The 25,592-nt window shown below is 39.4% G+C and carries 20 protein-coding genes; 14 read left to right on the top strand and 6 right to left on the bottom strand.

Translation table 11 applies throughout. The features are described 5' to 3' along the window. The first annotated feature begins 47 nt into the window (after positions 1 to 47). From pyrR to Q4534_RS21875, 5 genes are all read left to right on the top strand, one after another. On the top strand, positions 48 to 599 hold the full coding sequence (pyrR, locus tag Q4534_RS21855) for a bifunctional pyr operon transcriptional regulator/uracil phosphoribosyltransferase PyrR (RefSeq protein ID WP_303615285.1): 552 nt from the start codon (positions 48 to 50) through the stop codon (positions 597 to 599). 2 nt (positions 600 to 601) lie between these two features. Then, a complete protein-coding gene (locus tag Q4534_RS21860) occupies positions 602 to 1,525 on the top strand; it encodes an aspartate carbamoyltransferase catalytic subunit (RefSeq protein ID WP_303615286.1) in 924 nt (307 codons plus the stop codon). A 60-nt stretch (positions 1,526 to 1,585) separates the two neighbouring features. Further along, positions 1,586 to 2,953: a pyridoxal-phosphate dependent enzyme gene (locus Q4534_RS21865; RefSeq protein WP_303615287.1), complete on the top strand. Its 1,368-nt coding sequence runs from the start codon at positions 1,586 to 1,588 to the stop codon at positions 2,951 to 2,953. 35 nt (positions 2,954 to 2,988) lie between these two features. Beyond that, positions 2,989 to 3,624 carry a hypothetical protein gene (locus Q4534_RS21870; protein ID WP_303615288.1) on the top strand — a complete coding sequence of 212 codons (636 nt, stop codon included), beginning with the start codon at positions 2,989 to 2,991 and terminating at the stop codon, positions 3,622 to 3,624. A 340-nt stretch (positions 3,625 to 3,964) separates the two neighbouring features. After that, positions 3,965 to 6,517: an ATP-binding protein gene (locus tag Q4534_RS21875; protein ID WP_303615289.1), complete on the top strand. Its 2,553-nt coding sequence runs from the start codon at positions 3,965 to 3,967 to the stop codon at positions 6,515 to 6,517. Here the strand turns inward: Q4534_RS21875 and Q4534_RS21880 are convergent. Beyond that, the gene (locus tag Q4534_RS21880) at positions 6,514 to 7,881 is read right to left on the bottom strand and encodes a sigma-54 dependent transcriptional regulator (RefSeq protein ID WP_303615290.1); all 1,368 of its coding nucleotides are present in this window, start codon (positions 7,879 to 7,881) and stop codon (positions 6,514 to 6,516) included. The two genes, Q4534_RS21875 and Q4534_RS21880, sit on opposite strands and share 4 nt — an antisense overlap. Before the next feature lie 98 nt (positions 7,882 to 7,979). Further along, complete coding sequence (locus tag Q4534_RS21885; RefSeq protein ID WP_303615291.1) at positions 7,980 to 8,354, bottom strand: hypothetical protein; 375 nt, start codon at positions 8,352 to 8,354, stop codon at positions 7,980 to 7,982. Between the two features lie 300 nt (positions 8,355 to 8,654). Here Q4534_RS21885 and murI point away from each other — a divergent pair, with 300 nt between their 5' ends. The 3 genes from murI to Q4534_RS21900 all read left to right on the top strand — a co-directional run bounded on the left by murI (position 8,655) and on the right by Q4534_RS21900 (position 12,566). Further along, positions 8,655 to 9,470, top strand: coding sequence for a glutamate racemase (gene murI / locus Q4534_RS21890; RefSeq protein ID WP_303615292.1), 816 nt, complete (start codon positions 8,655 to 8,657; stop codon positions 9,468 to 9,470). Positions 9,471 to 9,614: 144 nt separating this feature from the next. Continuing rightward, on the top strand, positions 9,615 to 11,501 hold the full coding sequence (locus Q4534_RS21895; protein ID WP_303615293.1) for an amidophosphoribosyltransferase: 1,887 nt from the start codon (positions 9,615 to 9,617) through the stop codon (positions 11,499 to 11,501). Positions 11,502 to 11,513: 12 nt separating this feature from the next. Further along, positions 11,514 to 12,566: a M42 family metallopeptidase gene (locus tag Q4534_RS21900; protein WP_303615294.1), complete on the top strand. Its 1,053-nt coding sequence runs from the start codon at positions 11,514 to 11,516 to the stop codon at positions 12,564 to 12,566. A 160-nt stretch (positions 12,567 to 12,726) separates the two neighbouring features. Here the strand turns inward: Q4534_RS21900 and Q4534_RS21905 are convergent, their stop codons facing one another. Together Q4534_RS21905 and Q4534_RS21910 are read right to left on the bottom strand one after the other, a co-directional pair. After that, entirely contained in the window at positions 12,727 to 13,143 is a 417-nt protein-coding gene (locus Q4534_RS21905; protein ID WP_303615295.1) for a hypothetical protein, read from the bottom strand. Positions 13,144 to 13,162: 19 nt separating this feature from the next. Further along, positions 13,163 to 13,768 carry an ACP phosphodiesterase gene (locus Q4534_RS21910; RefSeq protein WP_303615296.1) on the bottom strand — a complete coding sequence of 202 codons (606 nt, stop codon included), beginning with the start codon at positions 13,766 to 13,768 and terminating at the stop codon, positions 13,163 to 13,165. 76 nt (positions 13,769 to 13,844) lie between these two features. On the opposite strand from Q4534_RS21910, the gene Q4534_RS21915 reads away from it, so the two are divergent. Next, entirely contained in the window at positions 13,845 to 15,773 is a 1,929-nt protein-coding gene (locus Q4534_RS21915; RefSeq protein ID WP_303615297.1) for an AAA domain-containing protein, read from the top strand. Between the two features lie 6 nt (positions 15,774 to 15,779). Here Q4534_RS21915 and Q4534_RS21920 read toward each other — a convergent pair whose 3' ends face one another. After that, on the bottom strand, positions 15,780 to 16,319 hold the full coding sequence (locus tag Q4534_RS21920; RefSeq protein WP_303615298.1) for a DUF4924 family protein: 540 nt from the start codon (positions 16,317 to 16,319) through the stop codon (positions 15,780 to 15,782). 11 nt (positions 16,320 to 16,330) lie between these two features. Then, entirely contained in the window at positions 16,331 to 16,921 is a 591-nt protein-coding gene (locus tag Q4534_RS21925) for a hypothetical protein (protein WP_303615299.1), read from the bottom strand. A gap of 147 nt (positions 16,922 to 17,068) precedes the next feature. On the opposite strand from Q4534_RS21925, the gene lepA reads away from it, so the two are divergent. The 5 genes from lepA (at position 17,069) to Q4534_RS21950 (ending at position 25,589) form a co-directional block, all read left to right on the top strand. After that, positions 17,069 to 18,862, top strand: coding sequence for a translation elongation factor 4 (lepA, locus tag Q4534_RS21930; protein ID WP_303615300.1), 1,794 nt, complete (start codon positions 17,069 to 17,071; stop codon positions 18,860 to 18,862). Between the two features lie 85 nt (positions 18,863 to 18,947). After that, on the top strand, positions 18,948 to 19,847 hold the full coding sequence (locus tag Q4534_RS21935) for a bifunctional 5,10-methylenetetrahydrofolate dehydrogenase/5,10-methenyltetrahydrofolate cyclohydrolase (protein ID WP_303615301.1): 900 nt from the start codon (positions 18,948 to 18,950) through the stop codon (positions 19,845 to 19,847). Between the two features lie 53 nt (positions 19,848 to 19,900). Beyond that, positions 19,901 to 20,530 (top strand): 7-carboxy-7-deazaguanine synthase QueE, encoded by a 630-nt coding sequence (locus Q4534_RS21940; RefSeq protein ID WP_303615302.1) that lies wholly within the window; start codon positions 19,901 to 19,903, stop codon positions 20,528 to 20,530. 6 nt (positions 20,531 to 20,536) lie between these two features. Then, on the top strand, positions 20,537 to 22,456 hold the full coding sequence (locus Q4534_RS21945) for an OmpA family protein (protein WP_303615303.1): 1,920 nt from the start codon (positions 20,537 to 20,539) through the stop codon (positions 22,454 to 22,456). Between the two features lie 157 nt (positions 22,457 to 22,613). Further along, positions 22,614 to 25,589: a TonB-dependent receptor gene (locus Q4534_RS21950; RefSeq protein WP_303615304.1), complete on the top strand. Its 2,976-nt coding sequence runs from the start codon at positions 22,614 to 22,616 to the stop codon at positions 25,587 to 25,589. Positions 25,590 to 25,592: the final 3 nt, after the last annotated feature.

Genomic DNA, 25,592 nt, shown 5'->3' on the forward strand with positions numbered 1-25,592 from the left:
CATTAAGCCCCAATAAATAATTTATATATTTGCCTCAAATTTTAATCATGCAAAAAAGACTTGTTCTTGACCAAACCCAAATATCACTTACCATCAGTAGGTTTTGTCATCAATTGATAGAAAACCATGATGATTTTGATAATACGGTTCTTTTAGGTCTTCAACCGCGAGGAGCATTGGTGCTGGATAAAATCATTCAGCGCATGCAGGAAATCCAAAATATTTCTCTGGAGTATGGGTATTTGGATGCGACCTTTCATCGAGATGATTTTAGAAGGAGAGACCTTCCCTTACGAGCAAATGAAACTAAAATTGATTTTTTAATTGAAAATAAAAAAGTTGTTTTGGTGGACGATGTACTCTACAAGGGCAGGTCTGTTAGGGCAGCAATGGATGCAATGATAGCTTTTGGGCGGCCTCAAAAGGTGGAATTGATGGTGCTTATTGACCGTAAATTCACCAGAGATTTCCCTATTCAGCCGGATTACTGCGGGCGGCAGGTCAATACCCTGGAAAGCCAGTATGTAAGCGTTGAATGGCAAGACAAAGGCTTTGAAAAGGATGCCATTTGGATCACTGAAAAAGAAAGTAACGAATAGCAATGGAGCAGCTTAGTACCAGACATTTATTGGGGATAAAAGACCTGAGCCCTGCAGATATTCAATTGATTTTTGAAACAGCAGACAATTTCAAAGACATATTGAACAGGCCAATTAAAAAAGTACCTTCTCTAAGAGATATAACCATTGCCAACGTTTTTTTTGAGAACTCTACAAGGACAAAGCTTTCTTTTGAATTGGCAGAAAAAAGACTATCGGCAGATGTAGTCAATTTTGCGTCGGCAAGTAGTTCTGTTAAAAAAGGAGAAACACTGATCGATACAGTCAATAATATTTTGGCCATGAAAGTAGACATGGTCGTTATGAGGCATTCCAGTCCTGGAGCGCCTCATTTTTTATCCAAGCATATTAGTGCCAATATCGTCAATGCCGGGGATGGGACCCATGAGCACCCCACGCAAGCCTTGTTAGACTCCTTTTCTATCAGGGAAAAACTCGGGGATGTAGCTGGTAAAAAGGTAGCAATTATTGGAGATATTTTGCATTCGAGGGTAGCTTTATCGAATATTTTCTGTCTTCAAAAGCTTGGGGCAGAAGTGATGGTTTGTGGGCCGGTGACCTTATTGCCCAAATACATTGCAGATTTAGGGGTGAAGGTAGAACATGATGTATTCAAAGCTTTGCAATGGTGTGATGTAGCCAATGTGCTCAGGATTCAATTGGAGAGGCAGCAAATTAAGTATTTTCCTTCCCTCAGAGAATACTCCCTTTTTTATGGGATCAATAGGGAATTATTAAACAGATTAGATAAAGAAATTGTAATCATGCACCCGGGCCCAATCAATAGAGGTGTAGAATTGAATTCTGATGTTGCAGATTCAGAACATGCTATTATCCTACAGCAAGTAGAAAATGGTGTAGCTATTAGAATGGCGGTATTGTATTTGCTAGCAGGTGTGAAATGAGGGCTTAATCGGTAGCCTCCTTTTTATCTATCATTTTAAAAATGTTTTAAAAATAAGTCCATGATATACAATTCAATTGTTGAAACTATCGGAAACACCCCTTTAATTAGATTAAACAATTTAAATAAGGGGATAGAAGGAGAAATACTGGTTAAAGTAGAATATTTTAATCCGGGCAATTCCATGAAAGATAGAATGGCTGTGAAAATGGTAGAGGATGCTGAAAAGGACGGGATATTGAAACCTGGAGGAACCATTATCGAAGGCACTAGTGGCAATACCGGAATGGGACTGGCCCTTGCAGCTATCTCAAAAGGGTACAAATGCATTTTTACGATGGCTGACAAACAGTCCCAAGAAAAAATTGATATTTTGAAGGCTGTAGGAGCTGAGGTTATCGTCTGTCCTACCAACGTAGCCCCTGACGACCCAAGGTCATATTATGCAGTAGCCCAAAAACTAAATAAAGACATTCCCAATTCTTTTTATCCCAACCAATACGATAATCCTTCCAATTGGAAAGCCCATTATGAAACCACAGGCCCTGAGATTTGGAGAGACACAGCAGGTGAAATCACCCATTTTGCTGCAGGTGTAGGTACCGGTGGATCCATGTCAGGGACGGCAAAGTTTTTAAAAGAACAATCAGAAAACCTAATATCTGTGGGAATTGATACCTATGGCTCGGTTTTTAAAAAATACAAGGAAACAGGAGAGTTTGACGAAAATGAAGTCTATCCTTACCTTACAGAAGGAATAGGAGAGGATATTTTGCCGAAAAACGTTAACTTTTCAGTGATTGACCATTTTATTAAAGTTACCGATAAGGATGCAGCAGTCATGACCAGGAGGTTGGCCAAAGAAGAGGGACTTTTCGTGGGTTGGTCTTGTGGATCGGCAGTACATGGTGCTTTGGAATATGCCAAAGAAAATCTCAAAAAAGGAGATCGAATGGTGATTTTACTTCCTGATCATGGGACGCGTTATCTAGGTAAAGTTTACAATGATGATTGGATGCGAAACCACGGGTTTCTGGAAGATAAGGCCTACGGCACCGCAAGGGATATCGTATCATCAAGGAAGGATGGCTATCAATTGGTAGTAGTGGATAAAAACACTAAGATCAAGGAGGCCATTGCCATTATGAATGATAAAAGTGTTTCCCAGATCCCTGTGATGGAAGGGGAACATGTCATAGGAAGCCTTACAGACAATAAGCTTTTGCTTAAGATTATTGAGAATCCTGAACTTAAAGATGCCAACGTTTCCGAAGTAATGGAAGATTCCATGCAATTTGTTGCATTGGACAGCACTTTAGATGTATTGTCCTCTATGGTAGAGAGAGAAAAAGCAGTTTTGGTACGGGACGATAATCATCGGGTACATATCGTTACCAAACACGATATATTGGCAGCAATTACAAAATAGTATTCCAAGTAGAGAAATAGAATAGCAGACTTATTATGGACAAAAAGCATTTGGACCTGATCTTAGAAGGAGATTTTGATTTTGATATCAGGGAAGCCATAGAAAGTGGCTGGGAAACTTATAAAAAAGTGGCCATTTATTCTATCTCCTTTACCCTTTTGATCGTTTCTCTTCAGTTTTTGTTTATGTATTACGCGGAGAACTTTCTATTCGTGTATTCATTTTTTCTTGCAGGGCCTCTTTTCGCGGGTTTTTATTTGGTAGCCAATAAAATCAGCCATGGAGAGCAGGTGATTTACCCGGATTTCTTTAAAGGCTTTAATTATTACTTGCCGGTGGTTTTGGTTTGGATAGTTGGTCAAGTAATCACCGTTTTAGGGATTTTTGCTTTGATTCTTCCAGGAATCTACTTTCTGGTCGGATATATGTTTAGCATATTGATCACCATCTTTTCAGGATTGGATTTTTGGAATTCCCTGGAATACAGCAGAAAGATTATTCACAAAAAATGGACTAAGTTTTTTCTTTTTGGATTGGTCTTGGCCCTGATGAATTTAATCGGAGGGTTGCTATTTGGGATCGGGTTGGTCGTTACCATACCTTTAACCTACTATGCCATTTATCATGTTTTCGAAAGCTTAAATCTAGGTCTCCCCATTGAGGAAGAATAGGGTTTTAACAATAGATAGGCTTTTTTTAAGGCCAATTGCCAATTTTTTTTAAAAAGCCCTTCATTTTCAAAGGTTTAAAGGCGTACTTTGCATCTAAGTATAAATTATTCAATAGAACTGCTTTGTTGCTATGAATTCTTTTACCCGGATTATGAAATAGGATTTCCTGAGCTCTCCTAGGGAGGTTTGTAATCGCAAGAAAATCAGGCTGTTTTGAGATTTTAGCATAGCATTGCTATGGTGAAATTGAAAACAGTATCGATGAGGCTGATCTTGAAGCGATTTCAGCAAGTAATAGATGGTCTATTGCATATTTCGGGTTTAAAAACCAACCTTGATTATGAGATTCAATGCAAGAATAATGGTAATCCTCGGTTTTTTCCTGGGGATTTGTTTAATAGTGGGGGTAGGGGCAATTACCTATTTTAGTGTGACCAAACTATTGGCCTCTGTCGAATCCCTTTCCGAGCCCAACGAAAAACTGAGAAACCTCAATCAACTTTTGGCTGACATCTACCAACTAGACAAGTCTAGAAGTGTGTTTGTGGAGGAAGATACCAGCCATAATCTGGATTATTACAATCAGATACAAAATGAAATTAAAAAGCTTGAAGCCATTGTTTCGGATTCTACAGAACTAAAAAAACTGAAAGGGATTAGCTATAGTGTCAATGAGTTGATGGTGGTTTATAAAGGTCTGGAAGATGTAAAGAAGAGTCTTTATAACAGGAATTTTAGCAATGAAGCCTTATACAATATTGAAAGAAAAATTAAAAGGAAAGAAGAGTTAAGTAGACTACAGAATTTAGGTAAAATAAGGATTGGAATAGACCCTTCAGCGCTCAAAGACCAAAATCAGACCACAGATAAATCACCCAAATCGATAAACAAGGATGTGACTTCTTCCGGGACTTTGGCAGGAGACGGAAAAGAAGACATGGATAAGATCAAGGGTACATTGAGGCTTAACCTTAACCGCTTGAACCCGGTGGATGATGTCATGCCTGTAGATACAGATTCCATCATTTATACTGTAAGGCAAATGGTATTGGATATCAATAATGAAGAGCAATATCTCAGGTCCAGATTAAGTGAGTTGGAACAAGAGCTCAATGATAAAAACAGGGAGCTGATCATGAATATTCAGAGTGTGGTCACCTCTCTACAAAATGAATCTCTATTAAGGTCTAAGGCTGAAAATGATTCAGCATATGAGTTGACCTATAAACTGTCAATATTACTTGGCGTATTGATTGCTGTAGGGGTGGTTGGTTCTTCGGGTTTTATTTATAGTATTATCCGAGAAATTAAAAAGGCAGAAGCTTATCAGGAAAAACTTGCTGAGGCCAAAAGGAGGTCAGACAATCTGGCCAAAACCAAGCAAGATTTCTTAGCCAGCATGAGCCATGAAATACGGAATCCCCTTCATGTAATTCAAGGTTATAATGAGGCTTTGCTTAAAACCAATCTGGGTGAAGCTCAAACTGAATATGTCAGAATGATACAATTTGCTTCGGGAACACTCTTGGGAATTGTAAATGATATTCTAGACTTTTCGAAGTTGGAAGCGGGTAAAATTAAGATCGAAAAAGTGATTATTAATCCCGATACATTTTTTAAAGACATACATTCCTTTTTCAAGCAAAAAGCTACAGATAGTGGGCTCTCTCTGGAGTTTTCGGTGCTGCTTCCCAAAAATAAATACCTATTGGGAGATGATTTAAGGATTAATCAGATCATGAATAACCTGCTATCTAACGCAGTGAAATTTACTGAAAAAGGGAAGGTTTCGGTTAGGGTTTCCATGGATAATGCTGATAATTTGGTGCTTGAAGTTTCAGATACAGGAATGGGAATGGATGAAAGCCTTCAAGCCAATTTGTTTAAAGAATTCAATCAGGGAGATGGCACCATTTCCAGGAAATATGGCGGTACTGGTTTGGGGCTGGCAATTGTGAAAAAGTTAGTAGACCTTCAGGAAGGGAAAATAGCTTTAGCTAGCAAGTCCGGAGAAGGAACCCAAATCACTGTTTCAATACCTGCTACCTTACTGGACAAGAAAGAGGAAAGTGCGGCCCCTGTAGTGGACTCCAATGCAGTGGGAAACTTGAAGGTGCTTTTAGTGGATGATGATGAAATGGGGTTGAAATTCACAAATTTACTTTTTAGTGGCTTAGGGGCGCAGGTTGTTGCCTATCCTGGAGGAATTGAATTTATGAATAACTTTGTGGAGGAAGATTTTGATCTGGTGTTGCTGGATATTCAGATGCCGGAAATAGATGGTTATCAGGTTTTTAAGTCCTTAAGGTCGAGAGAAAAATACCAGGAGGTACCCATCGTGGCCATGACCGCGAATGTTTTTACCAAAGATAGAGAAAGCATGATCAATGAAGGTTTCGATGGTGTTTTATTGAAGCCATTTAATGAAGCTGAACTTGTTAAAATAATAGTTGATTTTGTTAAGCCACAAAAAGAAGAGGTGCTTCTTGCTTCACCCGAAAAGTTAAATCCAATCCTTTCTAATAAAGAAGAGGACAGTTATACCGCTCCAAGTTACAGCTTAGTTGATATCAGGAAATTTTGTATGGGAGATGAAGCATTGTTTAAGGAGGTGGTAGAAGGATTTTATACCCAAACAGGCTTGGATTTAATCATGATGAATAAAGCTTGTGATGAAGAAGATTATGAGACAATACGATCCATTGCACACCAGCTTTCCAGTCGATTGGGGCAATTACAATTCAAATACAAAGATCTCGCAAAAGAAATTGAGATTGATCTGAAAAGGAATAATACCCAAGACATTCAAGAAAAAGTGTGGACTTTGACGGAGAAAATCAATACCCTTCTGGAAGATCTTGCAGTAAAATTTGGCTACGAAATGGTGGATTAATCCAAACCGTATTTTTCAAGTTTGTTGTACAGTGTTTTCCTGTCCATGTTCAATACTTTTGCAGTTTTGGATTTATTAAACCGCATCTCTTCCAATGTTTTTATGATAAGTGATTTTTCCTGATCCTCGAATGAGCTTTTTAGATCCGTGGCAGAGTTTATGTCTGCAGGGTGAAATGGCTCCTGATCGAGGAGTTCTGAAGGGATAACTTTAGATTGAATTTGACCTTCTCCTGTTAGCAATACTGCTCGCCTGATAATGTTTTTTAGCTCACGTAAATTCCCGGGCCAGTGATACTTTTTAAAGATCTTCACCACCTCCGGGCTAAACCCTGTCACATTCTTTTCAAGTGTAGCATTGCTTTTTATCAAAAAAAGATTGGAAAAAAACATTAAGTCTTCTCGCCTTTCTCTCAAGGGTTGGGCCCTTAAGCTGAATTCGTTTAATCGGTGGAAAAGGTCTTCCCTAAATAGTCCTTGTCTGGAAAGGTCTTGTAAATCTTCATTGGTTGCTGCAATTATTCTAACATCCACAGAGATGTCTTTATTGGCGCCAATCTTTCTTATCTTTCGCTCTTGTATAGCTCTGAGAAGCTTGATTTGTATCTCATAACTTAGATTTCCGATTTCATCCAAGAAGATTGTTCCCCCATTTGCATTCTCAAAATGCCCTGTTTTATGGTCTATAGCTCCTGTAAAAGCTCCTTTTACGTGACCAAATAGCTCACTTCCGGCAAGTTCCTTTGATAAGGCCCCACAGTCCACAGCAACGAAAGGACCCTTAGATCGTTTGGATTGTTGGTGTACCCGCTTCGAGATATATTCTTTACCTGTACCACTTTCCCCCAATACAATAATGCTTAAATCAGTGGGTGCCACCAAGCCAATATGTTCTTCTATTTGCAGGGCTTCTTTACTTTTACCTATTTGGTAATCCAATTCAGAAAGTTTATTTGCAGTCTGCACTTTTTTATTTACTTGAAGGGAAGGTTTTCGCTGCTTGTTTTCCTTCTTTAATGCCTGTTGTACAGTAAGGAGTAATTCATCCGGTTGAATAGGCTTGGTAATGTACTCAAAGGCCCCCATTTTCATGGACTTGACTGCCGTTCTAATGTCAGAATAATTTGTAATCAAAATCACAGGGAATTCCGGTTGTTCATTGAGCACTTGATCAAGTATTTCCATACCGGTCCCATCAGGTAAACGATAATCAGTGATGATTAAATCAACTTGATGCTTTTCAAAATAGCTCAGGCCTTCCGACACTTTTGTGCTATTCATTACCTCAAATCCATTTTTCTCTAAAAATTTGCTAATGATTTTAGAGTAGGTAAGGTCATCCTCAATTAAAAGAATTTTTGACATATAAAATTAATACGCATTAGATTTTAAATATAAAGGAAAAGCACCGATTTCACAATCAGTGCTTTCAGGTAAACGTTGGCTTAGCTGTTTTTATATTTTTATTGTGAAACAATGATTCCATTTTCGTCATAGAGCACCATTATGTTAAAATAATCGGCATCTTTGAAACATACATCATAGAAATCATCATCGTTATGTGATATTTTTGTTACCGTTCGAATTTCTAAATCGTTAATTAAACTGTCAGTCTGAATAACCCTTTGGATATTCAGTGGTAAATCGGTCGCAGCAATACTTACAGAGTCTGTAAATATATTTCTTGTGCTACTGTATACGGAGGATTCAATTGGATGGTTGTCCTTGTTGTTCCTAAATATTTCATGGCTATTCCATTGAAACTTAAATGGTAAGGTGAAAATGAATAAAATGAACAACGTACCAACTCCCAGCCCAACAATAATTTCACGTCTCATGATCGAAAGGTTATAAGTCCTTTTAATGCATTTACTGTGCCAACTTTAAGTTCATTGAACGACTGGGGTTTTGTATAAAATTTATGGGTAAAATGTACCCATACTGCTGACCTCAAACAACCCTTGTGGGAAATGAAAAACTTTACTAACTTTGTTATGCACGCTTAGTGTTTGGAGCTTAATCCATGCCTAACGTGCAAAATGTTTTAATTTAATTTAACCCTTCGCTTGCATTTCCCCGGATGCGTGAATCCGGGGAATTTATTTTTCTATAAAAAGCTTTTAAATTTCTAAGTAATTATGGCCATCGTTGCGCAATCGCCCATAGGGATTTTTGACAGTGGAATAGGAGGGTTGACTGTAGCCAAGGAAGTAAAAAAAATGCTTCCAAATGAGCAGATCGTTTATTTTGGTGATACCGCCCATTTGCCTTATGGTGATAAAAGTACGGCAGCTATACAAGCCTACTCCGTGAAAATAGCGGATGCCTTACTTAAAGAAAATTGCAAAATGATTTTAATTGCCTGCAATTCAGCCTCTGCTGCTGCCTTTGATTTAGTGAAGGCTTATGTGGCTTCTAAGGCATTGGTTATGAATGTCATTGATCCGGTTGTCGATTTTCTTGGTAACAATCATAAAGACGAAAATGTTGGCTTAATTGGCACCAAGCAAACGGTGACCTCCGGTGTGTATTTACGAAAAGTAAACGACCTTGGTCAAGGAATTATAATAAAATCATTGGCCACCCCTTTGCTTGCTCCAATGATTGAAGAGGGCTTTCATTTACAAAATATAAGTAAAGATATTATTGCTTCTTATTTAAATCGGTCAGAATTAAAGGAAATTCAAACATTAGTTTTGGGTTGCACCCATTATCCTTTAATCAAGCATCAAATAATGGAATTTTATAATGGAAAGATTCAAATTATAGATGCATCAGAAACCGTTGCCAAGTCGGTAGAAAATCTACTCCGAAAGAACAAGCTTTTAGCGGGGCATATTTCAGAACAAAAAGACAAATTTTTGGTCTCAGATTACACGGTTTCTTTTGAAGAAACTACCAAGCTTTTCTTTGGTAAACAGATAAAACTACAAAAATTTCCTTTATGGGAATAGGGGTTTTTTGAAATTAATATTGTTTTGTGGGTAGGAGTGAAACTTTTTAGCTAATTTATACTCGGTCTAAGTTTGGGCAGTTTGGGGAACTAATTCTTAAAAAAAGACGTAACTTTGGTTCATATTTTACTCCTTTAGAACGTTATGAGTGACCAGATCAAACACGAGTGTGGGATTGCAATGATTCGGCTTCGAAAACCATTGCAATATTATATTGACAAGTACAATACCCCGTTTTATGCCGCCAATAGGTTGTATGTTTTGATGCAGAAACAAATCAACCGTGGTCAGGATGGCGCAGGATTGGCAAATATCAAAATTAATACCCCTCCTGGTACAAGATACATCAGCCGATACAGGTCAGTAGAATCTGAGGCCGTTACCAAGATTTTTCAGAAAATCAATAAGAAATACAAGAAGGCCAAAAAACTGGGTACCCCTGAAGATTTATTGGATGCTGAGTGGGTTAAAAATAATGCTGCCTTTTCAGGAGAAGTTTGGCTGGGACACCTTAGGTATGGTACACATGGGCAAAATAGCATTGAAACCTGTCATCCATTTTTGAAGCAAAACAATTGGAGAAGTAGGAACTTGGTCATGGCAGGTAATTTCAACATGACCAATGTGGAAGAACTTTTTGATATACTGGTCAACTTGGGGCAGCATCCCAAGGAAAAAACAGATACCGTAACGGTAATGGAGAAAATCGGCCATTTTCTTGATGAAGAAAACCAAAGGATTTTTGATAAGTATAAAGACAAATTTTCCAATGTAGAGGTTACGGAGGTAATCGAACAGGAGCTCGATGTTGCGAGAATATTGAGGAGAAGTTGCAGAGATTTTGATGGAGGCTATGCCATGGCAGGGCTAATAGGAAATGGTGCCGGCTTTGTGGTAAGAGATCCTATTGGGATTAGGCCGGCTTATTACTATGCAGATGATGAAATCGTAGTGGTGGCCTCAGAAAAGCCACCAATCAAAACTGCTTTTGATATTGATTACAAGCAAATAAAGGAAATTCAACCCGGCAATGCGCTCATTTTTAATAAGGATGGGTCATATGGGGAGTTCGAAATTATCCCTCCAAAGGAGAAAAAATCCTGTAGTTTTGAAAGGATTTATTTTTCAAGAGGAACTGACCCTGATATTTATAAAGAGCGAAAAAATCTAGGCAGGGCTTTGGTACCTCAGATATTGAAAGCCATTGATTTTGATCTTAAGAATACCGTTTTTTCCTATATTCCCAATACTGCTGAAACTGCTTATTATGGAATGATAGAAGGCCTTGAAGATTACCTTAGTGCCAAAAGAAAAGAAATTCTGATAGAAGGTAAACCGCATTTGGATGATCTAGGTGAGTTGCTAAATTTCAGGCCGAGAGTCGAAAAACTGGTCAGCAAGGATGTCAAATTGAGAACATTTATCACCAATGACTCTGATAGGGATGTAATGGTGTCAAATGTTTATGACACAACCTATGAGGTAATCAGATCAGGGATAGATACCATTGTTTTAATTGATGACAGTATCGTCAGAGGAACCACTATCGAAAAAAGTGTCCTCACAACCTTAGACAAGCTTGAGCCAAAGCGCATCATTATTGTTTCTTCTGCCCCTCAAATAAGGTTTCCTGATTGCTATGGTATAGACATGTCCAGGATGAAAGATTTTATCGCTTTTAGGGCAGCCGTTCAATTGATAGAGGACAATGATGGAATGGATAATCTTTTGGAAAGGGTTTATGACAAATGTGTAGCTCATCCTGAGTCAGAAGAGAATTATGTAAAGGAGATTTACGAACCTTTTACAGATCAAGAAATCTCTGATAAAATTGCTTCTATTATTACTTCCGAAAATATCAAGGCAGGCGTTCATGTGATTTACCAAACGGTAGACAATCTTCATTCGTCCTGTCCGGCCCATACTGGAGACTGGTATTTTACAGGAAACTTCCCTACCAAGGGAGGGATTCGAGTGGTGAAAAAAGCCTTTGTCAATTATATGGAAGGAAAAGAAGAAAGGGCGTATTAAACCAAGGTATAAATGATTGATGTTGCTTTATTAAAAGAGATTTGTGAACTGCCGGGTGCTCCCGGTTTTGAGAAAAAAATCAGAGATTTTATCCTAGAAAAAGCCAAAGGCTTGGTAGATGAAATTGCTGTAGATAATTTAGGGAATGTCATTGCAATAAAGAAAGGCCAGAGAAACCCTGAGGGAAAGAAAGTAATGGTGGCTGCTCATATGGATGAGATAGGCTTTATTGTTACCCATATAGATGACAATGGTTTTTTGAGATTTCATACCCTTGGTGGCTTTGATCCGAAAACCCTTACGGCGCAGCGTGTAATTATTCATGGGAAAGATAAGGATATAATGGGCGTGATGGGTACCAAGCCTATACACGTGATGACCCCGGAAGAAAAAAACAAGCTGCCTAAAATTTCAGATTACTTTATTGATCTCGGAATGGATAAGGAAGAGGTTGAGAAATGGATTGAAGTAGGCGACCCCATCACCCGTGAACGTGAATTGGTGGAGATGGGCAATTGTGTCAACTGTAAGTCTATTGACAACAGAATTGCTGTTTTTATTTTATTGGAAACATTGAGGGTGTTGGAAGCTCCTGCCTATGATGTATATGCTACCTTCACTGTGCAGGAAGAAGTTGGTATACGGGGTGCACAGGTTTCTGCACACCATATTGATCCTGATTTTGGAATTGCACTTGATACCACGATTGCTTTTGACCTTCCGGGTGCTGCAGCACATGAGAAAATAACGGAATTGGGCAAGGGTACTGCCATCAAAATCATGGATGCTTCGGCCATATGTGATTATAGAATGGTTGCCTTTTTGAAGAAGACAGCTACCAAAAATAAAATCCCTTTTCAAACAGAGATTTTAACAGCTGGAGGTACAGATACTGCCGGAGTGCAGCGAATGGGGAGAAAAGGAGCCATCGCAGGAGCCATTTCAATTCCTACCAGACATTTGCACCAAGTTATTGAAATGGCTAATAAAGAAGATGTTCAATCAAGCATTCAACTTCTTAAAGCAAGCTTGGAAGAAATGGATAGTTTTGATTGGTCGCATTAAGTACTTGCCTTTCCATATCCCCTCCTTTAGATAAATTGATCTGGTATATGATTTTACTAATCGAAAATTAAAAATGTCCCGTATTTTTTAAATGCGGGACATTTTTATGTAATCTTGATAATTTTAATGGCTTTGGTTGGGCAGCCTTCGTGAATGGAATTTAGGATTTCACTTTCTTTTTCGAAGCCTTCTTTCCCAGATACCTTTTCAAGTCATCATAACCCAAGTGTTCGTGGTTACTGATCGAAAAGGAGTATTTGTCTGTAAAAACCAAAATTAGCTGTTTGAAAACTTTTTTATTGGCGACTACTTCCTCTTCTTGCCAAGCCAGTAAGTCTGTCATACTGTATTTTTTTCGCTGGCCTTTGAGTGGGAGCCAGATTTCAATCTTGTCTTTTCCTGCAGCTAAAAATTTGTATCCTGCCATCATCTTTACCAATATAAGCAATAGTACTATGGTAATGAGGGTGCATCCAATCAGGTAAAAAAGGAAAGGGAATTCACGTGACTGGTTAAAGTCATACAACAAATAACTTAAGCCGATGAATAATAGAAGGACCACAAACCCTAGGGACATGTAGGTACTTTTTTTTGGTTTACAACTTACCATCTCTATTTTGTAATTGTTTCAATTTGCTTTTTGAGAAATCTATTAATTCAGAAAAGAATTGAATAAAATAAGATTCGAAAACAGCATGATTTTCTTCAAGAAATTGAGGCGCTAATTCCATTTTTGAATCAAATGATGTCCGGTATGATAACCCCGTGAACGACCGCTGTATACCAGCCTTAGTGCCATAGGCTATCAACCAGTTTTCTTTCTTCATGTACTTAAAAGGCATCAGAAACTTCGGAGGAAGAATCGATTTGTTGGCGTCCAATAAATCGTAAACTGATTGAGCAAACTCCTCTAAAGGTACATTACTGTATTTTTGCCAATGAATGGCCAAGAAGTAATCGAAGTACATATCTGTAATCACAGAAGAATATCTTGAAAATTCAGGCTTTAAAATTTCTTGGGCTTCCTTAACCAGTTTATGTTTGTCTGTGAAACTATCGATTTCTCTATGTAGCATGATTCCCGTGACAATTTCTCTTTCAAATTGTTCATCAATTTTTCCTCTAACAAAATCCCCGATAAAATTACCGATTAATACTTTGGGCTGGTCAAAGGATAAGTAAGCATGTGCTAAGAAATTCATGCGATTAAAAAAGGAATGATTGACTAAATTTAGGAATGATTTACTTAACCTTGAATCTTAATATATCAAATAACAAATGACAAATATAGCGGAAGAATTATTATATACCACAAAACTTTTACAAATGGAATGGGCCGAAGACCTTGCCCAATTCAGATCTTTGACTTTTAGAAAATCCATCAAGGACAAAGTACAGGCAGGAGTTTGTTGGTATCCGGTGCAGTTGAATAAAATAAAATGGTCTTTTTCAGATCAGTTGGTGATTGAAATTTCAGTCAAAGAAGCTTTGTCAAACCATGGGTTTCATTCAGGTAAATCCATTAGTTTGTTTTCCAATGCAGAGGAAAATGACATTCAAACAACCTACCTTAATGGGGTAGTAAACAATGTCAAAGGTAATGTGATGACATTAAGTTTGAATACCGAACGTCTTCCCGATTGGGTAAATGAAGGGGGGATAGGGGTTAACCTGATGTTTGATGACACTACCTATAAGGTGATGGCAAGTACCATGGAAGCAGTTACTGCATCTGAAAACAATAGGTTGGCCTATTTGAAAGAAGTGATTTTGGGACATGGAAAACCTGAATTTACGGCCCAATCGATAGGAGGGTCGGAGCTACTGAACGAGGGGCAAAACAAGGCCTTGGAGTTGATTGAACAAGCAAATGACCTGGCCATAGTACATGGGCCTCCGGGTACAGGCAAAACCACCACCCTAGTACAGGCAATTGCATCTGCCACGCACAAGTATGACCAAGTATTGGTATGTGCCCCTAGTAACGCAGCGGTTGATTTATTGGTGGAAAGAATGGGGGACGCGAATCTGGACGTGCTACGGATAGGTCATCCGGCAAGAATAGATGAGAAAATAATTCAGCGAACTTTAGATGCGAAAATTCTGGCACACCCCTCCTATAAAGAATATAAAAAATTACGTAAAGCGGCAGAGGAATACCGACGGAAAGCCAATAAGTTTAAGCGAAATTTTGGACATGCTGAAAGGGAGAAGCGGAAAATGAATTATAATGAGGCCGGTAAATGTCAAGCAGAAGCAAGGCAGTTGTATGATTACATGACCCATTCCATTCTTGGCTCCTGCCAAGTGGTTGCCTGTACCTTGGTGGGTGCAGCATCTAATCTGCTGAAAAATAAGGTTTTTCAGGTTGTATTTCTGGATGAAGCTGCCCAAGGGCTGGAACCGGCCACCTGGATTCCAGTAACAAAAGCACAAAAGGTAGTATTGGCAGGAGATCATTGTCAGCTACCTCCTACGATCAAATCCAGAGAAGCAGCCAAAGGACTTCAAAACACGCTCTTTGAGAAAGCCATTACCAATCAACCTGAAGCAGCTCAGCTTTTGTCCGTACAATATAGGATGGCGGCGGAAATTATGGGGTTTTCAAACCTCGCTTTTTATGACAATAAATTAATCGCAGCAGCCAATACCCAAAATCATTATTTGGAAGAAGGGGAAGCGTCTTTGGCCTTTGTAGATACTGCCGGTAGTGGGTTTTTGGAATTCAGAGACAGGGAAACCCTTAGCATTAGCAATAAAGAAGAAGCCTTTATGTTGCTTACCTTATTAAAGGATTTATTGAAGAGGATAGGAATAAATAAGAATGAAAGCCAAGCTTGGCAAGTAGGTTTGATTGCTCCCTACAGTGCACAGGTGAGGCTATTAAAGGAAATGGTAGCCCTGGACCCGGAGTGGCTATTCCTCAAACAAATGGATCAAAATTTGACCATCAGTACGGTGGATGGCTTTCAGGGCCAGGAGCGGGACATTATCCTCATTAGCCTTACCCGATCAAATGAGCAAGGTGAAATTGGTTTTTTAGCGGATACCAGAAGAATGAATGTGGCACTGACCCGCGCAAAAAGAAAACTCATTGTATTAGGTGACAGTGCAACCATTGGCAACAATGGCTTTTATCAGTCCTTTCTAGATTTTGTGCAAGAGAAAGGTGCTTACCATAGCGTTTATGAATTTATGGATCAATAGTTTCTCTTATTCTGTTTTTGCTTCATAACCACTCATATAAGCATGGTTTAACAGAGCCAGTGTGTCTCCGAAACTAGAAGCTGCATTCATGATATCTTCAGGAATTTCATGTCCGTTTAATTTACTTAGCAAAATCCCATAGAGGGTATTGATGAAAATTTGGATTTCATGCTCAGGAACGTCTTCTTGGCTTTCAGCTATTAATTGTAGCAAGTGGGGCTGGGTTTTGCGGTAAACAGCAATATACTCGGTTTCTTCTTTTAATAGTTGCCAGTGAATTTTAGCCAGGTGATCTACCAGTTTTTGTGTTTTTTGTAGGTGGCCTTTTTCTTGAATTCCCTCTTGCTCCATTTCCTGAATCATACCTGAAAGCCATAACTTTGTTTCCTCTTTGTCTTCGGTTTGGACATTTTTGTGTCCCAAGACATATTCATTGACCTCTTTCATATCAAATTGGTATGCCCTAAGCAAGTCTTCCATTCGATACAAGTACAAAATGTATTCGATAATATTTTCTTTTTTCTTTTTGTCCGCTATAGATTTCATGTGTTTGTCTGCTATTCTTGTTGTAAGGCCTGAAGCTCGGATGCGATAAAACGGTCCCATCTATCTTGCATTTCAGGATTGTGAGGTTTGGTAGACTGAGCGTCATATTGTTCATCCAGTCTTTTCCAATCTTTAAAATTCTCTTTTATGATCTTGTTTAACTGAGTTCTGTGATTCTTTTTGTCAAATTTATAATTGTTTACTGCTTTAAGTATTCGATGGCCTATGATCTGAGCAATTAAATAATGTCCATTTTCATGATGCAGTACACGCTCTTTTGTTGCTGTATCACGAGTTTCGAAAAAGTCATTTTTCACTTGACTCAATTCTTTGTGAAGATTTATTTTAACCTCAATATCCAGACTTACATGGTCTCCTTTATTATTGATGTTTAAAATTTCAATCTCACAAGTACTTTGGGTTATGGCATTGATTGTAGCCCTATTTCCTATTAAACTGACCTTTTTAAAGTCATTCCAATTGAGTGGCCGATTGGGGTTTATGGAAACCACACCCCCTTTTACGGCCTCGTTAATCTCACGCGGTTCGTTTGTCGAAAACAGGAGGGGCCAAAGGGTAAAGAGAAGAAAATAAAGTTTCATTTGAAGCATTAGATTCAGTTATTTTCGAATTTAAGCATTATCCTCATCGCTTGAAAGTCTTCTCTACCAAGCTTCAGGTGTTAAACTTCTAATTTATATGGACAAAACATATTAAAACACTAACTATTTACTACTTTTGCACTTAGTATGAACATGGATAAAATAAGAAATTTCTGTATAATTGCCCATATTGACCATGGCAAAAGTACACTAGCAGACCGACTTTTACAATTCACCAACACGGTGACGGAGCGGGAGATGCAAGACCAGCTATTGGATAGTATGGATTTAGAAAGGGAGCGGGGGATTACGATTAAATCGCATGCCATCCAAATGAATTTCCCTTATAAAGGGGAAGAGTATACCTTAAACCTAATAGATACTCCCGGTCATGTGGATTTTTCCTACGAAGTGTCAAGGTCTATTGCCGCATGTGAAGGTGCACTTTTGATCGTGGATGCTTCCCAGGGTATAGAGGCACAGACCATATCTAATCTTTATCTGGCCATAGGACATGATTTGGAAATTATTCCGGTCTTAAATAAAATTGATCTTCCCGGTGCCCAGCCTGAGGTAGTTGCTGAGGAAGTAATGGAAATGATTGGCTGTGACAGAGAAGACATTGTCTTGGCTTCTGGCAAAGAAGGCATCGGTATTGAAGACATTTTAAATGCCGTGGTGGAAAAGGTGCCGGCGCCTAAAGGAGATGTAGATGCCCCTTTACAAGCCATGATCTTTGATTCCGTGTACAATCCCTTCCGAGGCGTAGAAGTACTGTTTCGAGTATTCAATGGGACTATTAATAAAGGAGACAAAATTAAGTTTGTCAATACCGGTAGAGAATATGAGGCAGATGAGATTGGAATTTTAGGAATCCAACAAAAACCACAAAATGAATTACAAGCCGGGAATGTAGGCTATTTGATTTCAGGAATAAAAGTGGCCAAGGAAGTCAAAGTAGGGGATACCATTACCCATGTCAAAAGACCATGTAGTAATACCGTTCAAGGGTTTGAGAATGTGAAACCGATGGTTTTTGCGGGTATCTACCCGGTAGAAACAACGGATTTCGAAGAACTTAGGGCCTCTATGGAGAAACTGCAGCTCAATGATGCTTCCTTGGTTTGGGAACCGGAAACCTCAGCTGCCTTAGGATTTGGCTTTAGATGTGGATTCCTTGGAATGCTTCACATGGAAATCATTCAGGAACGGTTGGAGAGAGAGTTTGACATGACTGTCATTACCACTGTACCTTCAGTACAGTTTAGGGCCTTACTGAATGATGAAACATTTGCTGTAGTCAATGCACCCTCGGATATGCCGGAGCCAAATCTTTTCAAGCACATAGAGGAACCTTTCGTTAAAGCCTCCATCATTACCGCTTCAGATTATGTAGGACCGGTTATTCAATTGTGTATGGAGAAAAGAGGGCAAATAAAAAATCAAGTATATTTGACCTCAGACAGGGTGGAATTGACCTTCGACATGCCTTTGGTTGAAATCGTTTTTGACTTTTTTGATAAGCTTAAAACCATTTCCAGGGGTTATGCATCTTTGGATTATGAATTGATAGGGTTTAAGCAATCCCATATGGTCAGATTGGATGTGATGCTAAACGGTGAGCCTGTTGATGCCCTTTCAGCGATTGTCCATAGAGATAAAGCCTACGAATGGGGTAAGCGACTTTGTGAAAAGCTAAAGGAATTGGTACCGAGGCAAATGTTTGAAATTGCCATACAGGCAGCCATAGGAACCAAGGTTATTGCCAGAGAAACGGTAAAGGCCTTGCGAAAAAATGTATTGGCGAAATGTTACGGAGGGGATATTTCCAGAAAGAGAAAGCTCCTAGACAAGCAGAAGAAGGGTAAGAAAAGAATGCGTCAGGTAGGGAATGTGGAAGTTCCTCAAGAAGCGTTTATGGCAGTGCTTAAACTGGATTAAGCTGACAGTATCAATAAAAAGAAATTACAAAGGGGTAACCTGTAGTTACTCAATATTTTAGGAGATTTTGTAAGAAAAAATACCTATGCAAGAAAGAGAAGGATTAATAAGGATTGATGGTAAGAAAACATCCGCCACCATTAAAGATGAAATAGCTGCGGAAGTAGTTTTACTTAAAAAAAACAATAAAAAAATACCTCACCTGGCCGCAATTCTAGTTGGGAATGATGGGGCCAGTCAAACTTATGTAGGCGCAAAAGTAAAAGCTTGTGAAAAAGTTGGCTTTGGCTCTACCTTGGTAAGGTTGGAAGAAACCGTATCGGAGGAAGCGTTGCTGAATGAGGTCGAGAAAATAAATGACAACCCGGATATTGATGGCTTGATTGTGCAACTGCCATTGCCGGACCATATATCTGTGGAAAAAGTTACGGCCAAGATCAAGCCGGAAAAAGATGTAGATGGCTTTACCCCGGCAAATGTTGGAAGGATGACGCTGGGATGGCCGGCTTATATTGCAGCCACTCCTTATGGAATTGTTGAGTTATTAAAGCGGTATGAAATAGAGACATCTGGAAAGCATTGTGTGGTGATTGGTAGAAGTCATATTGTAGGTTCTCCTATGAGTATTTTGATGGCCAGAAATGCCTACCCGGGCAACTGTACAGTTACCATTACGCACAGTAGGACGCAGAACTTGAAAGAAATTGCAAGGAGTGCAGATATACTGATTGTAGCCATTGGGAGAGAGGGATTTGTGACCGGAGACATGGTTAAAGAAGGTGCAGTGGTGATTGATGTAGGCATTCACCGAATCCCTGATGCTTCAAAAAAGAGTGGTTTTAGGTTGGTTGGTGATGTCAACTTCCAAGAGGCAGCAGCCAAAGCCTCAGCCATTACTCCTGTACCGGGAGGGGTAGGTCCAATGACCATTGCTTCCTTATTGTACAATACTTTATTGGCAGCCAAAGGGGAAGTTTACCAATAGGGTTTTTAATTAATGTAAACAAAGCGGTTCAATTACCCGCTAGACCAAAAATTATGAAAGACAATAAAAATACGCTTTCCAGTGAGCAATATTTGCCATTGATGGAAGCTTTCTATACCATACAAGGTGAGGGGATGTTCTCCGGACAACCTGCCTATTTTATTCGCCTGGGAGGATGTGATGTTGGATGTGTATGGTGTGATGTGAAGGACTCGTGGGATGTGGAAAGGTGGCCAAAAGTGGCCATTGAAGATATTGTAGCAGAAGCGGCCTCTTATCCAGCACGATTGGTAGTAATCACGGGAGGAGAACCTTTGATGCATGATTTAGGGCCATTGACCCACTTATTAAAAGAGAAGGGCTTTCAAATAAACATGGAAACATCAGGAGCTCACCCCTTTAGTGGAACAATTGATTGGACTTGTTTGTCACCCAAAAAATTCAAGCAGCCATTGCCTGAGGTTTATGCGCATGCAGACGAGCTAAAAGTAGTGGTTTACAATAAAAGTGACTTTGATTTTGCGCTTAAACATGCTAGATTGGTCAATGAGAAATGTCATTTACTCTTGCAACCGGAATGGTCTAAGGCGGAAAAGATGACCACTTTGATCATTGATTTTGTGAAGGAAAATCCTGCTTGGAGGGTTTCTCTTCAGACCCATAAATACATGGAAATACCTTAGGACAGCATGTTTAGAAAATTCCTTATTCTCATATCGTTTGTAAGTTTATGTTTTCAAGCAAAGGGGCAGGAATTTTCTATAATTGACAAAAAGGCCATAAAATACTTTGAAGAAGGAAATGCTTTTCTGCAGAGAAAACAGCTTCCTGAAGCCAAGGAGAAATACCAAGCAGCCTACGAAAGGAGTACTGATTTTTATGAGGCCTATCTCAAACATGCCCAGGTATTGTTAAGCAGTGGAATGTTGGAGGAAGCACTTCGGGTTACAAAAAAGGGGCAATCAAGAATTCCGATTAAAGCCAATGATTTTTTTAAAGGTAAATTGGCCTGGATCGAAAGTCAAATTTACTTGGCTCAAGGCAAGTTCCAATTGGCCTTGGATACTTTTGATGCCAATCGCCTTTTTTTGGATGAGGACTTTGTGAAGTCGGCGGATTATTTAGAGAAGTTGCAACAGTTTGAGATCATCGCTGAAGGGATAAAAAATCCAATTAGCATTAGTAAAAATCGACTGCCCGGCCCTCTAAATCAATTCAAGCTTCAATATTTCCCTGTACTAACTGCCGATGGTAAACGCTTGTTTTTTACAAAAAGGGATGGGATGTCAGCGAAGCTAGATGAGGACATTTATTTCTCTGACCACGATGGGGAGACTTGGTCTAGTCCCGAGTCCATCTCCGAATTAATTAACACAAGATTCAATGAAGGGACCTGTACAATTTCGGCAGATGGGAATCTTTTAATTTTTACTTCCTGCAATACCCCTGCTTCCCATGGAAGCTGCGATTTATACATCACCGCACGAGTAGACGGGCTTTGGCAAAGTCCGGTAAATATGGGGCGGAATGTAAATACCAGGTTTTGGGAATCCCAACCTTCCTTGTCAGCAGATGGTAGCTTATTGTTCTTTTCATCCAATAGACCGGAAGGCGAAGGAGGGATTGATATTTGGGTTTCTGAGCGACTTGATGATGGTGCCTGGTCTAAAGCCAAAAATTTAGGTCCCAATATTAATACCAAAAAGGATGAGGTTTCCCCCTTTATATTTTTTAACAATACTGTTTTGTTTTTCGCTTCTGATGGACATCCGGGATTTGGGGCTAAGGATATTTATAGGAGTAGTATTGGTCGAACAGGTTTTGGGAAGCCTTCCAACATGGGCTTTCCAATCAATGACCAAAAAGACCAGCTGGCATTATTCATTACAGCCCAAAAAGATTTTGCCTATTATACAGAAAACAGCTATTACCAGGGGAAAGTAGATAGCTCTTTCCTTTATCGTTTTGAATTTCCCGAAGAAATTGATTTAGGCCATAAATTGATTGTCACCCGAGGGAAGGTGATCAACGAAGAAACAGGGGAAGCAGTGGAAGCGATTCTTTCATTGGTGGACCTTGAAAGGGACAGTACCATGTACAGTTTTAAATCTGATGGAAAAGATGGGGCTTTTACCATGATTTACCCGGATAAGGAAAAAACGGGGCTCTACGTAGAAAAGCAGGGGTACATGCCAAAAATTTATAATGTAGATAGGGATAGTTTAAGAAATAAAGTTGGCTTTCAGATTTTACTGGAACCCATAGCTTCCGGAAAACACTTTATTTTTGAAAATATTTTCTTTGATTTTGACAAGTCGATCTTAAAGAAAGCATCAATAAGCTCTCTTAAAAAACTAAAAAAGTTTTTACTTGCCCATCCCGAAGTCAATCTTTTAATTGTAGGGCATACTGATAATATTGGGGATTCGGAATACAATTCAGAGTTAAGTTTGCGAAGGGCTGAAAGTGTTAAAGAATATTTGCTAAAGGAGGGAATTTCTGCGACGAGACTGAAAATTGAAGGAAGGGGATCAACTGAGCCAATTCAGTCCAATGATACAGAAGAAAATAGGGCGCTTAACCGAAGGATAGAAGTTTTTATACTGTAAAAGAAATTAAAGCAGGAATTTTTTTTAAACTCTATCCTGAGTACATTGTTAATATTTGACGATCATTGGTCTAAGCTCCTTTTTACTTGAGGAATCTGATTGGAATGTTCAAAGAATTTGTATAAAATTGATTGATTGTTTATTTCAACTTTACAATATGAGGAAAGCCATACTTATAGTTATTACCCTTCTTTCCGTTAATTTTTTGGTGCATTCCCAAACGAGAACCATACGTGGGACGGTGACATCGTCCGAAGATGGATTGCCTATTCCTGGGGTTACTGTTCAGGTAAAAGGTGCAGGGAGTGGAACGGTTACTGATATTGACGGCGACTATCAAATAGCAATTGAAGGAAATGAAAATGTGCTAGTGTTTCGATTTGTGGGGATGGAGTTCCAGGAAGAGCTTGTCGGCAATAGAAGCATGATTGATGTCAGCCTAAAACCGGAGGTTACTTCTCTGGCGGAGGTAGTGGTAACTTCTTATGGAGACCAAACCAGAAGAGAAGTGACGGGGGCCATAGCCTCCGTTAAGGGAGAAATTTTTCAGGATCTTCCCATGCAATCCTTCGATAGAGCCATGCAAGGCAGGGTAGCCGGTGTGCAAGTTACTTCCAGTTCCGGGCAGCCGGGAGGTACTTTAACGGTTCAAGTTAGGGGAGTAGGCTCTATCAATGCCGGAACTGAGCCGCTATATATTGTAGATGGGGTTCAAATTGCATCAGGAGGGCTTTCCGGTCAGGGGAGCCAAAATGCTTTGTCTTCCATCAATCCGAGCGATATTGAATCCATTGAGGTATTTAAAGATGCTGCAGCTGCTGCCATTTATGGAGCCCAGGCGGCAAATGGGGTAGTTTTAATCACCACAAAAAAAGGTAAACTAGGAAAAACCAAGGTTCGTTTTTCAGCCCAGGAAGGAATCGTTCAACCCATTGGGTTCTATGATGTGATGAATGCCTCAGAACTTGCATCCATTAAGCGTCAGGCATATATTAATGCAGGACTCAACTACAGAACAGTAGAGAATATCTTTGGCAGCCCAAGTGATACTGATTTACAAAACTCTGATTGGATAGATGCTTTATACAGGGATGGACGAATGAGTGTTTATGATATTTCTTTAAGCGGAGGTGATGAACGCACAAAGTTTTTTCTTTCAGGTTCACATACTTACCACCAGGGTCAGATCATTCAATCGGATTATACCAGATCTACAGGCAGAATGAACTTGTCACACAAGGTCAATGAAAGGCTCACCATTGGGGCCAATTTTTCTCTTGCCAAACAGGTAACCAATGGATCGATTGATCGAGGGAATTTTGTCAATAGCCCTTTTGTGGCAGGTTATGCGGCCAGACCCAATGTACCTATCTATAATGAGGATGGAAGCTATGCAGAATATCCATCCGAACATCTTTTTGGATACAATATTGTGCAAGGTGTCAATGAGGAACTTAGGCGGGGAACAAGTTACCAGTCAGTGTCTAACTTGAATATGAACTACAAAATATTACCATGGCTGGGATTTACGGGGTTTGCCGGATTGGACTTTTCAGACAATAGGGATGAAAACAACAGGCCTTCTACTATACCGATATTTGCCAGCTATGGTGGCTCCTCCTATTTTGCAGACGCAAGAATTGTTAATTCAAATGCGAATGCCAATTTCAATGTGGATAAAACGCTTTTTGAGGTACACACCATTAGTGGGATCTTAGGTTACGAGTATAAAAAGGAAACCCAAGAAACCAATTCTGCAATAGGTCGTGGATTTCCCAATCCTGTCTTGAGGTATTTGCAAAATGCAGCAGTCCCCTTTGATGTAAGCGGATTTTATACAGAATACATAAGGTCAGGATTTTTTGGTCAAGCAAAATATGATTATGATGACAAGTACAACTTTGACCTTACCGTAAGGAGGGATGGCTCTTCCAGATTTGGTAGCAATGCCAGGTGGGGGACTTTTGGAGCGGTGTCTGCAGGTTGGAGGATTTCTTCGGAACCTTTTATGAAGAATACCGATTGGGTGGATAATCTAAGGTTAAGGGCATCTTACGGTATCACGGGGAATTCAAGTATTGGCAATTTTGAATCTAGAACCTTGCTTAGTACGGCAGGACAATACCTGGGAGGAGGAGCTTTAAGCTTTGTTCAACTGGGTAACGACTTATTAACTTGGGAAGAATCTGTATCTACTAATTTAGGCGTAGATGCTACCCTATTTAATGGAAGAATAATTGTAACCTTAGATGCTTGGAGGAAGGATTCTCGGAAGCTACTTTTTGACACCAGACTGCCTTTGGATTCAGGCTTTGGAAGCATCACAAGAAATGCCGGGAAACTACGTAATCAAGGGATAGATTTTGATATACAGACCACCAATTTGATCATTGGTAAGTTCAGATGGTCCTCAAGTTTCAATACTTCTATTTTCTCCAATGAATTGTTAGAACTTTACGAAGGCTTAGACCGGATTGGGAATGACTTAATTGTCGGAAAACCCATTTCCTTTTTATATGGATATGAGTATGCGGGCGTAAACCCGGCAAATGGTTCCCCGATGTACTATGATGAAAATGGCGAATATACCTATCTTGTTACAGATGATGATTTGAAGTACCTGGGAAGTACCTTACCGTGGACATATGGAGGACTTTCTAATACTTTTAGATATGGGCCGGTGAGTTTAGAAGTATTTTTCCAATACCAATATGGGAATATAGCTTTCAACCAGGATTTATATAACCTGGCCCAAGCAGGGTCCATCGGACAGGACAACCAAACGAGGGATCAATTGTATTTTTGGCGAGAACCGGGACAAATAACCAATGTACCTATTCCTTATGAGGGAGGGCGTATACCCGGTCATTCAGGCTACCAACAGACCTCTACCAGACTTGTTTCTGACGGGAGTTATATCAGGCTCAAGCAGGTGACTTTGAATTATAACTTACCGAAAACTTTATTGAATAAAGTCAAGATTGAAGAAGTAAATGTATTTGTTCAGGGAATAAATTTATGGACTTTCACCAAATACAATGGTTTGGACCCTGAGGTGAATTCATTGGGTTCAACCTATGGAACCTACCCTAGCTCCAAACAAATGACGGCAGGTATCAACTTAACCTTTTGAAAT

Source organism: Cyclobacterium sp. 1_MG-2023 (assembly GCF_030546805.1).
Classification (GTDB): Bacteria; Bacteroidota; Bacteroidia; order Cytophagales; family Cyclobacteriaceae; genus Cyclobacterium.

Excerpts from the sequence above, each read along its gene's own strand:
- Q4534_RS21885 (WP_303615291.1), bottom strand. The coding sequence starts at position 8,354 with ATGAGACGTGAAATTATTGTTGGGCTGGGAGTTGGTACGTTGTTCATT.
- Q4534_RS21860 (WP_303615286.1), top strand. The coding sequence starts at position 602 with ATGGAGCAGCTTAGTACCAGACATTTATTGGGGATAAAAGACCTGAGC.
- lepA (WP_303615300.1), top strand. The coding sequence starts at position 17,069 with ATGAACATGGATAAAATAAGAAATTTCTGTATAATTGCCCATATTGAC.
- Q4534_RS21905 (WP_303615295.1), bottom strand. The coding sequence starts at position 13,143 with ATGTCCCTAGGGTTTGTGGTCCTTCTATTATTCATCGGCTTAAGTTAT.
- Q4534_RS21925 (WP_303615299.1), bottom strand. The coding sequence starts at position 16,921 with ATGAAACTTTATTTTCTTCTCTTTACCCTTTGGCCCCTCCTGTTTTCG.
- Q4534_RS21880 (WP_303615290.1), bottom strand. The coding sequence starts at position 7,881 with ATGTCAAAAATTCTTTTAATTGAGGATGACCTTACCTACTCTAAAATC.
- Q4534_RS21865 (WP_303615287.1), top strand. The coding sequence starts at position 1,586 with ATGATATACAATTCAATTGTTGAAACTATCGGAAACACCCCTTTAATT.
- Q4534_RS21900 (WP_303615294.1), top strand. The coding sequence starts at position 11,514 with ATGATTGATGTTGCTTTATTAAAAGAGATTTGTGAACTGCCGGGTGCT.
- Q4534_RS21950 (WP_303615304.1), top strand. The coding sequence starts at position 22,614 with ATGAGGAAAGCCATACTTATAGTTATTACCCTTCTTTCCGTTAATTTT.
- pyrR (WP_303615285.1), top strand. The coding sequence starts at position 48 with ATGCAAAAAAGACTTGTTCTTGACCAAACCCAAATATCACTTACCATC.
- Q4534_RS21915 (WP_303615297.1), top strand. The coding sequence starts at position 13,845 with ATGACAAATATAGCGGAAGAATTATTATATACCACAAAACTTTTACAA.
- Q4534_RS21920 (WP_303615298.1), bottom strand. The coding sequence starts at position 16,319 with ATGAAATCTATAGCGGACAAAAAGAAAAAAGAAAATATTATCGAATAC.
- Q4534_RS21945 (WP_303615303.1), top strand. The coding sequence starts at position 20,537 with ATGTTTAGAAAATTCCTTATTCTCATATCGTTTGTAAGTTTATGTTTT.
- Q4534_RS21870 (WP_303615288.1), top strand. The coding sequence starts at position 2,989 with ATGGACAAAAAGCATTTGGACCTGATCTTAGAAGGAGATTTTGATTTT.
- Q4534_RS21895 (WP_303615293.1), top strand. The coding sequence starts at position 9,615 with ATGAGTGACCAGATCAAACACGAGTGTGGGATTGCAATGATTCGGCTT.
- Q4534_RS21875 (WP_303615289.1), top strand. The coding sequence starts at position 3,965 with ATGAGATTCAATGCAAGAATAATGGTAATCCTCGGTTTTTTCCTGGGG.
- Q4534_RS21935 (WP_303615301.1), top strand. The coding sequence starts at position 18,948 with ATGCAAGAAAGAGAAGGATTAATAAGGATTGATGGTAAGAAAACATCC.
- Q4534_RS21940 (WP_303615302.1), top strand. The coding sequence starts at position 19,901 with ATGAAAGACAATAAAAATACGCTTTCCAGTGAGCAATATTTGCCATTG.
- murI (WP_303615292.1), top strand. The coding sequence starts at position 8,655 with ATGGCCATCGTTGCGCAATCGCCCATAGGGATTTTTGACAGTGGAATA.
- Q4534_RS21910 (WP_303615296.1), bottom strand. The coding sequence starts at position 13,768 with ATGAATTTCTTAGCACATGCTTACTTATCCTTTGACCAGCCCAAAGTA.